Source organism: Kaistia dalseonensis, from assembly GCF_030814715.1.
Classification (GTDB): Bacteria; Pseudomonadota; Alphaproteobacteria; order Rhizobiales; family Kaistiaceae; genus Kaistia; species Kaistia dalseonensis.
In genome coordinates this window covers 85,938-101,108 of record NZ_JAUSVO010000007.1, presented here as the reverse complement: position 1 = coordinate 101,108, position 15,171 = coordinate 85,938, and the positions used below count along the sequence as shown (strand labels likewise).

Here is a 15,171-nt window from a genome sequence, read left to right as displayed (position 1 = left end):
CCTGACGCTGCTCTGGTTCTCCCGATGCGAGGCGGCTAATGATGGGCGTCGCGGAATGCTCGGTCCGCGTCATGCCCATAACGCCGGGCCTTGAGGGGAAACCACCATGCTGCGCGCGCTTCTGGCAACTGTCTCGATCATTGCGACCGTCAACGCATCCTATGCCTGCACGGCGGTCGATATCGTCGCGGCCGACAAGACCGTGATCGCGGGAAGGACCATGGAATGGGCCTTCGACATGCAGTGGACGCTGGTCAGCCAGCCGAAGGGCACCGAGATCGCCCTCAGCGCGCCGGCTGAACTGAAGCTGCCGACGATCACCGTCCCGACCAAATATGCGGTTGTCGGCGTCAGCGCCGCGATCATTCCCGGCGGCGCCCTGCTCGAGGGCCAGAACGCGGCGGGCCTCGGCATGAGCGGCAATTTCCTGCCGGGCTTCACCCAGTACCAGGCCGTTTCCAAGACGGACAAGAGCTATGTCTCGATCCTCGACTTCGGATCATGGGCGCTTGGAAATCACGCCAGCGTCGCCGACCTGCGCGCGGCGCTGCCGACGATCAAGGTCTGGTCGGACGATTCGCTCCCGAGCGGCCCGACGCCGCCGACCATCCATTTCGTCTTCACCGACCGGAGCGGCGACGGCATGGTCGTCGAATATGTCGGCGGCGAGCTGCAGATCCACGACAATGTCGCCCATGTCCTCACCAATGCGCCGACCTATGACTGGCACCTGCTCAACACGCGCAACTATCTGAACCTCACCACCATCGGCGTATCGAGCCGCGAGATCAGCACGGCCAATGTCACCGCGCTCGGCCAGGGCGGCGGCCTGATGGGCCTGCCGGGCGATTTCACGCCGCCATCGCGTTTCATCCGCGCCGCTTTCATGCGCCACAACATCACCCCGCCGGCCAATGCCGACGAGGCGGTGCAGGCGATCGGCCATATCCTGAACACGGTCGATATCCCGCTCGGCATCGCGCAGAGCACGGACGGCAAGGAAATCGTTTCCGACTATACGCAGTGGGTCGCGATCAAGGACCTGACGCACAACACGCTGAAGATCGCCGACTACGCCCACCGCACCACCTTCGTGACGCTCGATCTCAACACGATCTTCGCGCAGGAGAAGCCGAGCGCAGTGCTGGTCGAGAAGCTGCCCTATCCGGCGGCGGTAGACGGAACGTCGGCCTTGAAGAACTGATCGGCGCGCGGCAGGGCGGCCCGCGCCCTGCCCTCTCAGGTTCTGGGCGCAGCGGCGCGGCTCAGGCGATCGACGATCGCCTCGCCGAGCCCGACCGCCGGGATCGGCGCGACGGCGATGGTCGCGGCCTTGCCGTCGAGCTCGCGCAATGCCGAGAACAGCCTGGTCGCAGCCTCGACCAGGTCGCCGCGCGGGCTGAGGTTGACGATCGCCGCCGCCTGCTCCGCGCCCGCCGGCAGAGCCGGGCCGAAGGCGATCAGCGCTTCGCCCGGCAGGACCGCCATGGCATTGAGCCGAACGGCCGCATCCGGCGCATAATGAGAGGCGAGCTGGCCCGGTGCGACGGGGGCTTCCGGGTCGTCCAGCGCCGCGAAAGCGACGGGTTTGCCCACGACCCGCTCGATATCGGCCCGTGCGACGCCGCCTGCCCGTAACAGCACGACATCATCATCCGTGACCGCGAGGATCGTCGATTCGACCCCGACCGGGCTGGCGCCGGCGTCGAGCACGATGCCGACGGCGGCGCCGAGATCGTCGGCGACATGGGCGGCCGTGGTTGCGCTGACATGGCCGGAGCGATTGGCGCTCGGCGCCGCGAGCGCGCCGCCAAAGGCCCGCAGCAGCGCCTGCGCCGCCGGATGGGCCGGGATTCGGATGGCGAGCGTATCGAGGCCCGCCGTCACGAGATCGGAAACCGGCGCGTCCGCCCGCTTCGGCAGAACGAGCGTCAGGGGGCCGGGCCAGAATGCCATGGCGAGCCTGCGCGCCAGGGGCCCGAAATGGACCAGCCGCTCGGCGCTTTCAATATCGGCCACATGGGCGATCAGCGGATTGAAGCGCGGGCGTCCCTTGGCTGCATAGATGCGGGCGACCGCTTCGCTCCGTGCCGCGTCGGCCGCCAGTCCATAGACCGTCTCGGTCGGCATGCCGACGAGCCCGCCGGCGCGCAATATGGCCACGGCCTCGGACAGGGCGGCCGGATCGTTGGCCGGTCGGATGATCGCTTCGTCACGCTTCGTCAAGCGCGCCTCCTGATGCCTCCCGCAGGGAAAGCGCCAAAAGCGCCGGCAATCCCGCCACGTCAAGTCCGTCTGTGCGATGCTTTTTCAATTGGCCTTGAATTATCATTAACTTTGGACCAGCCTGCCGTCCCGTCAGGGTGGGGCATCGGAAGCAGAAAAAGGTCTGAGGATGCAGAGTCGGACGCGGGCGCCGTGATGAGCGCCCCGATCAATGTCGAAAGTCGCTCCGGCATCACGGTCATCCGCTTGGATCGCCCCGAAAGCGAAAATGCCCTGACGATCGAGATGCTGGCGGCGCTGGCGGATGCGCTCGTGCTGGGCGAGCGCGACGGCCGCGTGAAGGCCTTTGTGCTCGCGGGATCGCCGGGTTGTTTCTCGACGGGGAACGACCTGCGCGAACTGCTGAACTTCGCCGATAATGGCCGCATGGACGAAGGCATCGTGCGCTGCCTGAAGACGATTGCGACCGTCGAGAAGCCGATGATCGCGGCCGTGGACGGCATGGCGCTCGGCATTGGCGCGACGCTTCTGTTCCATTGCGATTATGTCGTCGCCAGCGAATGGTCGGTGTTCGAGGCGAACTTCAACGAGCTCGGCATGGTGCCCGACGCCGCGTCGACCCTGCTCGCCCCCCGCATCATGGGCCATCAGCGCGCCTTCGAATTCCTGGTGCTCGGCGAACGTTTCGATGCGGAGCGCGCCTATGAGGCCGGGCTGGTCAATCGCATCGCGCCCGCCGAAGAGGTCGAGGATATCGCGTTTGCCATCGCCAGGACGCTGGCCAGCCGTCCCATGGAGGCCGTTGGCCTCACAAGGCGGCTGATGCGCGGGGAACGCCGCGACGTGCTGACCCGGATCGACCAGGAGGCGGCGGCCAATGCCGATCGCCTGCGCTCCCCCCTCGCCCGCGACACGGTCGTGGCCTATATGCGCAAATCTCGCTGAGGAGGCCGCGCTCTGCTAATCAGGAGCGGACGGCGCTGTCCCCGGCGGGAAGCGAGGAGAACGCATGACCACGCTTCTGATCCATCATCCCGTCTTTGCCCAGCATCTGGTGCCCTTCGGCCATCCCGAGAGGCGGGAGCGGATCAAGGCGGTCGAGGCCGTGCTCGGTGAAAGCCGTTTCGACGGCCTGCTGCGCGAAGAAGCGCGCATGGCCGATGTCGAGATGATCCTGCTCTGCCATACCCAGGCGCATCTCGACGCCATGCGGCATGCGAGCCCGTCCGAAGGCCTCGGGCGGCTCGATCCCGATACCGTCATGTCGCCGAAGACGCTCGAGGCGGCGCTGGTCGCCGTCGGCGGCGCCTGCCAGGCGGTGGACGCCGTGCTCACGGGTGCCGCCCGCAATGCGTTTTGCGCGATGCGCCCGCCGGGCCACCACGCCGAGCCGGAGCGCGCCATGGGCTTCTGCTTCTTCAACCAGGCGGCGATCGCCGCGCGCCACGCACAGACGGTCCATGGCCTCTCCCGGGTCGCGATCGTCGATTGGGACGTCCATCACGGCAATGGCACGCAGGCGATTTTCTGGGATGATCCCTCCGTCCTCTATGCCTCGACCCACCAGATGCCGCTCTATCCCGGCACGGGGGCCGCATCGGAGACGGGCGCGGGCAACATCGTCAACGCGCCGCTGCCGCCCGGTGCCGATGGCGCGGCCTTCCGCGATGCCTTCGAGACGCGCATCCTGCCGGCGCTCGATCGCTTCGCGCCGGAACTCCTGATCATTTCGGCCGGGTTCGACGCGCATGAGCGCGATCCGCTCGGCGGGCTGGACCTTGTCGAGGCGGATTTCGCCTGGGCGACCGATGTGCTGATGGAGCGGGCCGAGCGCGATTTCGCCGGCCGGATCGTCAGCGTGCTCGAGGGCGGCTATGATCTCAAGGCGCTCGCCGCATCGACAGCCATCCACGTCGCCAGGCTGATGCAGGCCGGCTGAGCGCTTGCATCGCGCGGCGCGATCGCCGAAAAGGGGCGCCGGAAAATCGGAGAACGAACCATGTCCGACGCAGCCGCCGCGATTGCCGCCCTTTCGTTCGAAAAGGCGCTGGCCGAGCTTGAGACGATCGTCGGCCATCTCGAGCGCGGCGATGTTCCGCTCGAGGAATCGATCAAGATCTACGAGCGGGGCGAAGCGCTGAAGAAGCACTGCGAAGCGCTGCTGCGCCAGGCCGAGGCCAAGGTCGAGAAGATCCGCACCGGCGCGAACGGCCAGGCCACCGGCACCGAGCCGCTCGACGTCGAAGGCTGAAGCGCCCGTTGAACAGAGCGTCGCCAGGAGCGGCACTTTCCGAGAGGGGCCCTGCAGGTTCATATCGTGCGTCGATGACCGTGAGGATCTGGACGCGAGAGGACCTGCCATGACCAACCCCGCCGACAAGGACCCGATCTACGGCGACGCCGCATCGAGCGACGCTATCGAGCTCGTGGTGGTGCCGCGCACCGCCGATATTGGCGGCTTTGCCGTCCGCCGCGCATTGCCGACCGCGAAGCGCCGCATGGTCGGCCCGTTCGTGTTCATGGACCAGATGGGTCCGGACGAAATCCCCTTCGGCGAGGGGCTGGACGTGCGGCCGCATCCGCATATCGGCCTCGCCACGGTCACCTATCTCTTCGATGGCGAGATCATCCATCGCGATTCGACCGGCGTCGAGGCGACGATCCGACCGGGCGACGTCAACTGGATGACCGCCGGTCGCGGCATCGCCCATTCAGAACGTTCGAGCGCCGCCTTCCGCACGCGCTCCAACCACCGGACAGTGGCGGGTCTGCAGACCTGGGTCGCGCTGCCGAGGACGCATGAGGAGGTCGCGCCCTCCTTCCACCATCACGACGGCGCCGCGCTGCCGGAAATTGCGGGCGACGGGGCCACGGTCCGGCTCATCCTGGGCTCGGCCTATGGCGAGACATCGCCGGTCTCGACCTTCACCGACACGATCTATGCCGACGTCGTGCTGGCGGCCGGCGGCCGCTTTCCCGTCGACGCCGATCACGAGGAGCGCGCGCTCTATATCTTCGAAGGCGAGGTCGAGATCGCCGGCGACGTCTTCGAGGCCGGACGGCTGCTCGTGCTCCGCCCCGGCGATCCCCACACGGTCACGGCGCGCAAGCCCACCCGCCTGATGCTCGTCGGCGGCGCGCCGATGGACGGCCCGCGGCATATCTGGTGGAACTTCGTCGCCTCGTCGAAAGAGCGCATCGAAGAGGCCAAGGCCGACTGGAAGGCCGGCAGGTTCGGCAAGGTGTTCGGCGACGAGAATGAGTTCATGCCCCTGCCGGACTGAGGCGCTGCCCGAAAGTTGGCGTGGCTGACACTATTTGATGCTGTTCAGGCCGGCCTTTCCGCGCCAAGACTCGTGCATGCGCGAATTGGCGGGTCCGGTCTCGATCGATCCGCTGACGCCACCACCGTCGAGGATGTTCCATGCTCACCACCCGCCAGCCCGTCCTGCGCCGCTTCTGGTATGCGACCATGCGGCTTTCCGATCTTGCCGATGGGCCGAAGCCGTTCACGCTGCTCGGCGAGAAGATCGTGCTCTTCCTCGATTCGAAGGGCGAGCCTGCGGCGCTGATGGATCGCTGCTGCCACCGCACGGCCAAGCTCTCCAAGGGCTGGTGCAAGGGTGACCTGATCGTCTGCGGCTATCATGGCTGGGCCTATGACCGCACCGGCGCGCTGATCGAGGTGCCGCAATTCTCGCCCGAGCAGATCGTTCCGCGCATCGGCGTGCACGCGTTCCACTGCGTCGCCCGCTATGGCTATGCCTGGGTGTGCCTCGGCGAGCCGCTCTCGCCGATCCCGACCATTCCCGAAGACGAAAATCCCGGCTATCGGCGCATCCAGCAATTCCACGACGTCTGGAACACGGCACCGATCCGGCTGATGGAAAACTCGTTCGACAACGCGCATTTCTCCTTCGTCCACAAGGGCACGTTCGGCCAGCTCTCGCAGCCCGTGCCGGAGAAATACGAGATCAACGAGACGGATTACGGCTTCGAGGCCGAGACGATCGTCGAGATCAACAATCCACCGGCCGCCTATCGCATCACCGGCACCGACGAGCCCACGACCAAGCGCCACATGCGCAACAAATGGTTCATGCCGTTCTGCCGCCGGCTCGACATCGAGTATCCGTCGGGCCTGCGCCACATCATCTTCAACTGCGCGACGCCGGTGGATGACGGCACGATCAAGCTCGCGCAGATCCTCTATCGCAACGACAGCGAGGAGGATTGCCCGACCGACGCGCTGATCGCCTGGGATGCAGCGATCCTCGACGAGGACCGCGACATATTGGAAGCGACCGATTTCGACGCCACGATCGACATGAAGCGCAAGGTCGAGGCGCACATGCCCTCGGACCGGCCCGGCATGATCATGCGCCGCCGGATCCTCGAGCTCCTGCGCGCCCATGGCGAGGAGGAAGTCTCGGAGGCGAAACCCGCCGTCGCCGTACCCGATATGCCGGCCTTCATGATGAACAGCGAACTCGGCCGCTGATCGCGGCTCGCACATTCTCACGCGGACGATATCGCCGTGCGCGTGAGAATGCGGCCGCAACACGGCTCAGTGGCGGCCGAGGATCTTGCTCGCGACGCTCTGTAGCGGAAAGGCCGGCCCCGGATCGGTCTTCCGCGTCGGCGCGATATCCTCGTGGCCCAGCACGTCGGCGAAGGCGTAGCGCGCATTGAGGGCGATGCCGATCGCCGCGACGGCTTCAATCTGCTCGGTCGTGTAGGTGTGCCAGCCGGCGTCGCTCGCCTCGTTCTTGTGACGCGCGACGAGCACTTCCGCGGCCGGTACCGTGCGCCGGGTCCAATCCTGCCAGACGCCGCCCTCGGTGCGGACGAGCTTGCCGCGATTGACGATCTCGATGCCGATCGAGAAGGCGTTCAACCCATCGATCCCCTGCCATGTACTCTTGCCGGCGTGCCAGGCGATCCGGTTGAAGGGGACCATCTGGGTGGTTTCCCCGTCACGCCCGACGACGAGATGGGCAGACGCCTTCGCCTCGGGATTGGCGAACCAGTTGATCGCGCCATCCGCCGTCGCCCCTGCCGTGTAGTGGATGATGAGATAGACCGGCTTCACCGTGCCGCCCTGATTGGGCGTCGCGACGAAAAGAACCGCCTTGCCGTCCAGCACCAGTCGATGGCTGTCGATTGTATAGCCCATGCCTTCCCCCCCTGGTTGAAAGAGGGAGAATGACACGTTCACAGGTTGTTACAATTAGATTCTGCAATCTATAGATTGCGCCCCAGAAAGCTCTTGGCGAGCCCGTGATAGAGCGACTCGCGCGATATCAGCCGCGCCACGACATAGCCGAGCAGCGTCGTGCACATGACCGGCACCACGTCCTTCGTGTCGGCCGTCATCTCCAGGATGATCACGAAGGCGGTGATCGGCGCCTGCACGACGCCGGCGAAATAGCCGGCCATGCCGAGCAGCGCGGCCGGCGCCACGGCAGTGCCGAACAGGCCCGCAATCAGGCTGCCGAACCCGGTGCCGACCGCGAGCGAGGGCGCGAAGATGCCGCCCGGAATGCCCGAAACCGATGAGACGAGCGTCGCGACCAGCTTGGCCGGCCCAAAATACCAGGGCGTCGGCGTGCCCTGCATGGCCTGCTGCGCCAGATCATAGCCCGTGCCGAAGGTGACGCCGCCCGTGGCGAGGCCGATCAGGGCGACGGCGAGGCCGCAAAGGCCGGCAATGGCGAGGCCGCGCCAGAGCGGCACCGGGGCGATCCACGACCGGGCGCGGCGCACGCCGGCGAGCATGAGGTTTGAGAACAGCGCCCCGAACGCCCCACCCGCAACGCCGCAGACGATGACCATCAACCAGCCTTCCGGGCCGACGATGTTGCCGCTCGCCGTGCCGAAATAGCTGTAATTGCCGACAAGGGCGAGCGAGACCAGACCGGCGATGATGACCGCCGTCATCACGAGACCGCTGGTCCGCGTTTCGAAGGAGCGGGCCATTTCCTCGATCGCGAAGACGATGCCGGCGAGCGGCGTGTTGAACGCGGCCGATATGCCGGCGGCCGATCCGGCCAGGATCAGCGCCCGGGAACGGCCGAGACCACCGATCCGCCCGGCGGTGAGCATGATCGCGGCGCCGACCTGAACGGTCGGCCCCTCGCGGCCGATCGACGCGCCGCAGGCGAGGCCGAGCACGGTCAGCACGATCTTGCCGATGGCGACACGGATCGACAGCAATGCGTTCTGCCGTTCCGGATCGTCGATTTCCATGGCGGCGATCGCCTGCTGGATGCCGCTTCCCTGCGAATTGGGAAAGACCGTCCGTGCGAGATGAGCGGAGAGCATGAAGCCGAATGGCGTCAGCACCAGCGGCACCCACCAGCCGAATGACAGCGCATAGTCGAAGACACCACGGCTCCTGTCGGCCGCGAGCGCGAAAAGCACGCTGACGACGCCGATGGCGACGGCGCCGCCCCAGAACACCAGCCGTCGCCGCCAGAGCTGCCGCGACAACCAGAGCCGCCGCGGAATGAGCTTCAGATGCCGTCGCGGTCGCACGCCGAACTCCTTGCAAGAAAAGCCTGAAGGCAGGCGAGACCGGACGCGTCAGAGCGGCGCGTAATCGATCTCGAGGAAGGCCTGGACCTCCGGCACCCATCGGTCGCGCACGAAGGCGACATGGTCGGGATGAACGTTATAGGCGTCATAGGCCGCCTGATCGGCGAATTCCATCGAGAAGCCGAAATCGAACTCGTTTTTGTCGCTGAGCTGGCGCAGTTGTTCAAAGGCCTGGACGCCCGGTATGGCGGCGAGGATGCGCGCATCGGCCAGGAATTTCGCCTCCGCGGCGGAGCCCTTGGGATGGGCGAGACGGAAGACGACGGTGTGGCGGATCATGAATCGGTTCCTGAAGGTTGGCTGGAGATGGGGAACACAATAGGCGGCGTAGGGTGTGGCGCAAATTGTGCGGTGCGGGACGATTGTGAACGACATCACGCCGCCAACGTTGCCTCCATTGCGCCCCTCGTGTAACGCTGCACCTTTGAAAGCTCGCAGTATTCGTATGACAATCGCCTCGAAGACACCCCTGCTCGACACAGTTCATACGCCGTCCGATCTCCGAATGCTTCCGGAGACGGATCTCGTGCAACTGGCGGCGGAGCTCCGGGCCGAAACGATCGACGCGGTTTCCGTGACGGGCGGTCATCTCGGCGCCGGTCTCGGTGTGGTCGAGCTGACCGTGGCGCTGCATTACGTCTTCGATACGCCGCGCGACCGGATCATCTGGGATGTCGGCCATCAGGCCTATCCGCACAAGATCCTGACCGGCCGGCGCGATCGCATCCGCACGCTGCGGCAGGCGGGCGGGCTTTCCGGCTTCACCAAGCGGGCCGAGAGCGAATATGACCCGTTCGGCGCCGCCCATTCCTCGACCTCGATCTCCGCCGGCCTCGGCATGGCGGTGGCGCGCGATCTCTCGAATGGCGACAATGCCGTGGTCTGCGTCATCGGCGACGGCGCCATGTCGGCCGGCATGGCCTATGAGGCGATGAACAATGCCGGCGCGCTGCGCTCGCGCCTGATCGTGATCCTGAACGACAACGACATGTCGATCGCGCCGCCGGTCGGCGCCATGTCGGCCTATCTCGCCCGCCTCGTCTCCGGCCGCACCTATCGCTCGATCCGCGAGGTGGCGAAGCAGGTGGCGGGCAAATTGCCGCGCTTCTTCCAGGACAAGGCCAAGCGCACCGAGGAATATGCGCGCGGGTTCTTCACCGGCGGCACGCTGTTCGAGGAGTTGAGCTTCTACTATGTCGGCCCGATCGACGGCCACAATCTCGACCATCTGCTGCCGATCCTGCGCAATCTGCGCGACGCGCCGGAAGGCCCGATCCTGCTGCATGTCGTGACGCAGAAGGGCAAGGGCTATGGCCCGGCCGAGGCAGCACCCGACAAATATCACGGCGTCAACCGCTTCGACGTCATCACCGGCAAGCAGGCCAAGGCGACGCCGAACGCGCCGAGCTATACGCGCGTCTTCGCCGAGACGCTGATCAAGGAAGCGGCCGAGGACGACAAGATCGTAGCGGTCACAGCCGCCATGCCCTCCGGCACCGGGCTCGATCTCTTCGGCGAGGCGTTCCCCAAGCGCACCTTCGATGTCGGCATCGCCGAGCAGCACGCCGTCACCTTCGCCGCCGGCCTCGCATCCGAGGGCTACAAGCCCTTCTGCGCGATCTACTCGACCTTCCTGCAGCGTGGCTATGACCAGATCGTGCACGACGTCGCGATCCAGAAACTGCCCGTGCGCTTCGCCATCGACCGCGCCGGCTTCGTCGGCGCCGACGGCCCGACCCATGCCGGCTCGTTCGATACCGGCTTCCTGACGGCGCTGCCCGGCATGATCGTCATGGCGCCCTCCGACGAGGCCGAACTCGTCCATATGATAGCGACCTCGATCGCCATCGACGATGCACCCTCCTCCTTCCGCTATCCGCGCGGCGAGGGCATCGGCATCGACCTGCCGGAGCGGGGCAGCGTGCTGCCGATCGGCCGCGGCCGCATCGTGCGCGAGGGTTCGAAGATCGCGATCCTCTCCTTCGGCACGCGGCTCGCCGATGCGCTGAAGGCGGCCGAAGAACTGGAGACCTACGGCCTTTCCACGACGGTCGCCGATGCGCGCTTCGCCAAGCCGCTCGATACCGCGCTGATCCTCGATCTCGCCCGCCATCATGAGGTCGTCATCACGATCGAGGAAGGCGCGGTCGGCGGTTTCGGCACGCAGGTGCTCGCCTTCCTCGCCGGCGCCGGCGCCTTCGATCGCGGCCTCAAGATCCGCTCACTCGTCATGCCCGACAGCTTCGTCGACCAGGACAAGCCGGAGGCTATGCTGGCCGGCGGCGGCCTCGATGCGCGCGGCATCGTGGCGACCGTCTTCGAGACGTTGGGCCGCAACAGCGAGGCGGCCGCAATGCGGCGGGCCTGATAAGTCTCTTTGATTGATGATCGCGCCGCCCCGCCGCGAACCAACCGCCACTGTAGTTGAAAAATTCCTGCCGGTTCAGAGCCTGATCACGGGCAGCGGATTGAGCGGATACCGCGCGAGATGGCGGATTTCCAGGCGCACGAGCAAAGCGTGGAAGCCGGCATCCGGCCAGAGGGCGTAGAACTCGCGGATGAAGCGGCGCCTGTCGCCGGTCGCCGTTACGCCCCAGGTCACATCAGCCCAATCCGCGCGGCGGAACGGCTCGACCAGCCAGTCCGGGCGCCGGCGATAGGGCGTGATCTTGTGGTGCTCCAGGATCATCGCGCTGATTTCAGGCACCCAGGCAGACCGTCCCGTCGTTTCGAGAAACGTGGTCGCGAGCGTCACCGACGGCGCCAGGTAATCGAAGGTGTGCGCCGTCCAGATGCCCATATCGTGCAGGGCGGCGGCGATCGCGATCTTCTCGATCGCCTCGGCATCGTCATCGGCGCCTGCCGCCGCGACGCAGAGGTTCAGCACGCGATAGGCGTGGTTGCGATAGGCGACGAAATCGCCGGCGAGCGCCTCGCTATATCCGCCCAGCAATTCGTCCAGCAGCGCGACGCCGGTCAGCAACTCCGCTCCCCCTTGGTCGTTGTGACGATGGCGGCGGGTCCGGCCCGCCGCCCCGGTTGCCGCGAGCCTTCAGCCCAGACGCTCCTCCAGCCAGGCGGCGATATCCGCCATGACGATCTCCTTGCCCACATCATTCAGGAGATCGTGGTAGTGCCCCTCATAGAGCTCGAGCGTCTTGTCGCTGGAGCCAGCCGTGTCGAAGAAGAGCTGGCTGCCACTCGGCTTGGTCGCCTTGTCGGCCGTGCCGTGCAGGATCAGCACCGGCAGCGTGATCAGCGGAAACTCGACCTTCAGCCGTTCGTCGGCGCGCACCATTTCGGCGACCGTCTTGGTCGGCTGCGTCTCGTGCGCGATCAGCGGATCGGCGTCCATCGAGGCCACGACCGCCGGATCGCGCGAGAAATCGGCATTGTTGAGTTTCAGCACATGGGCATGCGGGGCGACATAGCTGAGCCCCTTCAACACGGCGAGCGCGAAATCGGGTGCCGGAACCTGATGGGCGAAGCTCTCGCAGATCAGGCCGGCAAGCTCCGCCTGGTGCTCGAGCGTGTAGATGCAGGCCACGACACCGCCCGCGCTGTGGCCGAGCATATAGACGGGCCGGCCGGGCTGCTCCGCCTTGACGATCGCCATGAGACCCTCGACATCGCTGACATAGTCCGCAAAGCTCTCGACATAGAAGCGCTCGCCGTCCGACTTGCCGCGGCCGCGCAGATCGACCGAATAGACGGCAAGGCCCAGCGCCGTCAGCTGCTCTGCAACCCAGAGGTATTGGCCGCTATGCGAATTGAAGCCGGGCACGATGACTACGACCGCGCGCGGCGACGTGCTCGGCTGCCATGCACGATAGGCTATGTTGAGGCCGCCGGCCCCCTGGAACAGACCTTCGATCATCTCATTCCCCTCCTGACGCCCCGGATCGACGGCCCCTTGGCCCGCCGGCCAGCGCACATGACGGCCTGGCCCAACCATACTCCGCATCCTGCGTGAAACTGCAACGACAGCGTGCAGAAATCGCCCGCCGAGGCGGCTTTTCATCATCGGGCTGCCGCGCTATCTCATAGGCATGACGCAAACGATCAGATCCGGCCGTCCCCTTCCGTCCCTGGAAGAGAACATGGCGGCCGCGCCTTGACGGAACGGCCCCCCTTGAAACCCTCATCCCGCCCGCTCCGCATCCTGCGCTACAGCCTCTGGGCCGTGGTCGCGCTGCTGGTCGCGGTAATCGCCATCTTCGCCTTCGACCGCCAGCAGGCCGACCGGATCACGTCGAGCGCCATAGGCGGCCCCTTCACGCTCGTCGACCAGACCGGCGCCACCGTCACCGAAGCGGCCCTGAAGGGCCATCCCTCGGCGATGTTCTTCGGCTACACCTTCTGCCCCGATGTCTGCCCGACGACGCTTTACGAGGCGACGCAATGGCTGAAGGCCCTCGGCCCCGATGGCGACCGGCTCAAGGTCTATTTCGTCACCGTGGATCCCGAGCGTGATACGCGCGAACAGATGGCCGCCTATCTCGGCGCCTTCGATCCCCGCATTGTCGGGCTGACCGGCACCCGACCGCAGATCGATGCGATGCTGAAGGAATTCCGTGTCTATTCGAAAAAGGTTGGCGACGGTCCCGATTATGCCATGGACCATACGGCTGCCGTCTATCTGCTCGACGCCAACGGGCAGATGGTTGGCACAGCCGACTATCAGGAAAAGCAGGAAACCGTCATGGCGAAGCTGAAGCGGCTCCTCGGCGGCGCCTGAAGCGGTCCGGAGGGCGCCCGCGCTTTGCCGGACACGGCGCCTGACGAGGCCGGGCGCGGCAGGACCCGACGGGCAGGATCCGGAACACGACAGGCACGATATGGCGCGGCGATTTGAACTTCCGATCTCGCTTTTGCTGAGCTTCAATGGCGGCTTTGTCGACACGGCCGGTTTTCTCGGCCTGCAGGGTCTGTTCACCGCCCATGTAACCGGGAATTTCGTGACGCTCGGCGCCTCGCTGGTGCTGGGAACCGGCGGCGCACTGACCAAGCTGCTGGCGCTGCCGGTGTTCATCATCACTGTGGCGCTCGCCCGCCTCGCCGGCAACCAGCTTACCGATCGCGGCAAGGCCGCGCTGCCGAAGCTGCTCTTCGCGAAGGTGATCCTGCTGTTCCTGTTCTTCCTGCTCGCCGTCACGCTCGGCCCCTTCGCCCATGGCGATGCGCCCGGCGCTATGCTGACGGGTCTCGTCGGCGTCTCGGCCATGGCGATCCAGAACGCGGCGCAGCGCGTTCATCTGGGCACTGAGCCGCCGTCGACGCTGATGACCGGCACGACGACGCAGATCGCCATTGACGGCATGGACCTCCTCACCGGCCGCCAGACCATGGCCACCGAGAAGGCGCGGGCGCGGTTCCGCCTGCTGCTGCGCACGCTCGCCGGCTTCGCCATCGGCTCGCTCACAGCGGCCGGCGCCTATCATCTGGCCGGCCTCTGGTGCCTCCTGATCGCCGTGCTCGTCGCGCTCTACGTCGCCCTCATCCGCGCCAACGACCCTCCGCCCGCCCCCGAGACAAAGCCGGCCTGAGGCACGGCGACGCGCAGGCGAGAGCGCCGCTCACCGCCGCCTGAATACGGGCGGGCGTTTTTCCCTAAAGGCGGCGCGGCCCTCTTTCGCGTCTTCCGTCGCAAAGCAGATGGTCTGCAGGTCGCGCTCATATTCGATGGCCTTGTCGAGAGGCATCGAGAACGCCGCTTGAAGGTTGAGCTTGGCCGTTTCGGCGGCGATCGGGGCGCGGCTCGCGATCGTTGCGGCGATCGCGCGGGCGCGCGGCAGAAGATCGGCCGACGGCACCACCTCGGAGACGAGGCCCCAACCCTCTGCGGTCGAAGCGGAAACCGGATCGCCTGTCATGATCATCAGCGCGGCGTTCGATGCGCCGATCGAATGGGCGAGGAAAGAGGCCATGCCGCCGCCGCCGATCCAGCCGAGCTTGATCTCCGGTGCGGCGAACTGCGCATTCTCCGAGGCGATGCGGATATCGCAGCTCATCGCCGTTTCGAGCCCGCCGCCAAAGGCATAGCCGTTCACCGCCGCGATGGTCGGCTTCAGGAGCTTGCGGATCGCATCGCAATAATCGTCGCGATTGCGGAACTGCCAGGGCGTCTCGTAGCTGTCGAGTTCCTTGATGTCGGAGCCGGCGCAGAAGGCGCGTTCGCCCGCACCGGTGACGATCACGACGCGGATCTCGTCGCTGTCATTGCAGGTCTTCACCGCCGCGACGATCGCCGCCGCCATGTCCGGTGTGACGGCGTTCAGCTTCTGCGGCCGGTTCAGCGTGATCGTCGCGACCGCGCCATCGATCTCGAACAGGACATCATCGGTCATC

The 15,171-nt window shown here is 66.3% G+C and carries 16 protein-coding genes; 9 read left to right on the top strand and 7 right to left on the bottom strand.

What is annotated here, in order from left to right; translation table 11 throughout:
- Positions 1-106 precede the first annotated feature (106 nt).
- On the top strand, positions 107-1,204 hold the full coding sequence (locus QO014_RS22205; protein ID WP_266350953.1) for a choloylglycine hydrolase family protein: 1,098 nt from the start codon (positions 107-109) through the stop codon (positions 1,202-1,204).
- Positions 1,205-1,239: 35 nt separating this feature from the next.
- Here QO014_RS22205 and QO014_RS22200 read toward each other — a convergent pair whose 3' ends face one another.
- On the bottom strand, positions 1,240-2,226 hold the full coding sequence (locus QO014_RS22200; RefSeq protein WP_266350952.1) for an L-threonylcarbamoyladenylate synthase: 987 nt from the start codon (positions 2,224-2,226) through the stop codon (positions 1,240-1,242).
- A 195-nt stretch (positions 2,227-2,421) separates the two neighbouring features.
- On the opposite strand from QO014_RS22200, the gene QO014_RS22195 reads away from it, so the two are divergent.
- The 5 genes from QO014_RS22195 (at position 2,422) to QO014_RS22175 (ending at position 6,727) form a co-directional block, all read left to right on the top strand.
- Positions 2,422-3,171, top strand: coding sequence for an enoyl-CoA hydratase-related protein (locus QO014_RS22195; protein ID WP_266350951.1), 750 nt, complete (start codon positions 2,422-2,424; stop codon positions 3,169-3,171).
- 64 nt (positions 3,172-3,235) lie between these two features.
- Positions 3,236-4,165, top strand: a complete 930-nt coding sequence (locus tag QO014_RS22190; protein WP_266350950.1) for a histone deacetylase family protein — start codon at positions 3,236-3,238, stop codon at positions 4,163-4,165.
- Between the two features lie 60 nt (positions 4,166-4,225).
- Positions 4,226-4,477: an exodeoxyribonuclease VII small subunit gene (locus tag QO014_RS22185; protein ID WP_266350949.1), complete on the top strand. Its 252-nt coding sequence runs from the start codon at positions 4,226-4,228 to the stop codon at positions 4,475-4,477.
- 109 nt (positions 4,478-4,586) lie between these two features.
- A complete protein-coding gene (locus tag QO014_RS22180) occupies positions 4,587-5,510 on the top strand; it encodes a pirin family protein (protein ID WP_266350948.1) in 924 nt (307 codons plus the stop codon).
- 140 nt (positions 5,511-5,650) lie between these two features.
- The gene (locus QO014_RS22175; protein ID WP_266350947.1) at positions 5,651-6,727 is read left to right on the top strand and encodes an aromatic ring-hydroxylating dioxygenase subunit alpha; all 1,077 of its coding nucleotides are present in this window, start codon (positions 5,651-5,653) and stop codon (positions 6,725-6,727) included.
- A 66-nt stretch (positions 6,728-6,793) separates the two neighbouring features.
- Here the strand turns inward: QO014_RS22175 and QO014_RS22170 are convergent, their stop codons facing one another.
- From QO014_RS22170 to QO014_RS22160, 3 genes are all read right to left on the bottom strand, one after another.
- Entirely contained in the window at positions 6,794-7,402 is a 609-nt protein-coding gene (locus tag QO014_RS22170; RefSeq protein WP_266350946.1) for an N-acetylmuramoyl-L-alanine amidase, read from the bottom strand.
- Positions 7,403-7,470: 68 nt separating this feature from the next.
- Positions 7,471-8,763: a chloride channel protein gene (locus tag QO014_RS22165; RefSeq protein ID WP_266350945.1), complete on the bottom strand. Its 1,293-nt coding sequence runs from the start codon at positions 8,761-8,763 to the stop codon at positions 7,471-7,473.
- Positions 8,764-8,811: 48 nt separating this feature from the next.
- Positions 8,812-9,102, bottom strand: a complete 291-nt coding sequence (locus QO014_RS22160; RefSeq protein ID WP_266350944.1) for a Dabb family protein — start codon at positions 9,100-9,102, stop codon at positions 8,812-8,814.
- A gap of 166 nt (positions 9,103-9,268) precedes the next feature.
- Here QO014_RS22160 and dxs point away from each other — a divergent pair, with 166 nt between their 5' ends.
- Positions 9,269-11,191 carry a 1-deoxy-D-xylulose-5-phosphate synthase gene (dxs, locus tag QO014_RS22155; RefSeq protein WP_266350943.1) on the top strand — a complete coding sequence of 641 codons (1,923 nt, stop codon included), beginning with the start codon at positions 9,269-9,271 and terminating at the stop codon, positions 11,189-11,191.
- Between the two features lie 75 nt (positions 11,192-11,266).
- On the opposite strand, the gene QO014_RS22150 is transcribed toward dxs, so the two are convergent.
- Together QO014_RS22150 and QO014_RS22145 are read right to left on the bottom strand one after the other, a co-directional pair.
- Positions 11,267-11,806, bottom strand: a complete 540-nt coding sequence (locus tag QO014_RS22150) for an HD domain-containing protein (RefSeq protein WP_266350942.1) — start codon at positions 11,804-11,806, stop codon at positions 11,267-11,269.
- A gap of 69 nt (positions 11,807-11,875) precedes the next feature.
- On the bottom strand, positions 11,876-12,700 hold the full coding sequence (locus QO014_RS22145) for an alpha/beta hydrolase (protein ID WP_266350941.1): 825 nt from the start codon (positions 12,698-12,700) through the stop codon (positions 11,876-11,878).
- A gap of 255 nt (positions 12,701-12,955) precedes the next feature.
- Between QO014_RS22145 and QO014_RS22140 the strand changes: the two genes are divergently transcribed.
- Both QO014_RS22140 and QO014_RS22135 read left to right on the top strand, forming a co-directional pair.
- Positions 12,956-13,561 carry an SCO family protein gene (locus tag QO014_RS22140; protein ID WP_266350940.1) on the top strand — a complete coding sequence of 202 codons (606 nt, stop codon included), beginning with the start codon at positions 12,956-12,958 and terminating at the stop codon, positions 13,559-13,561.
- Positions 13,562-13,694: 133 nt separating this feature from the next.
- Positions 13,695-14,369, top strand: coding sequence for a YoaK family protein (locus QO014_RS22135; protein ID WP_307258998.1), 675 nt, complete (start codon positions 13,695-13,697; stop codon positions 14,367-14,369).
- Positions 14,370-14,399: 30 nt separating this feature from the next.
- On the opposite strand, the gene QO014_RS22130 is transcribed toward QO014_RS22135, so the two are convergent.
- Positions 14,400-15,170 carry an enoyl-CoA hydratase/isomerase family protein gene (locus QO014_RS22130; protein WP_266350938.1) on the bottom strand — a complete coding sequence of 257 codons (771 nt, stop codon included), beginning with the start codon at positions 15,168-15,170 and terminating at the stop codon, positions 14,400-14,402.
- Position 15,171: the final 1 nt, after the last annotated feature.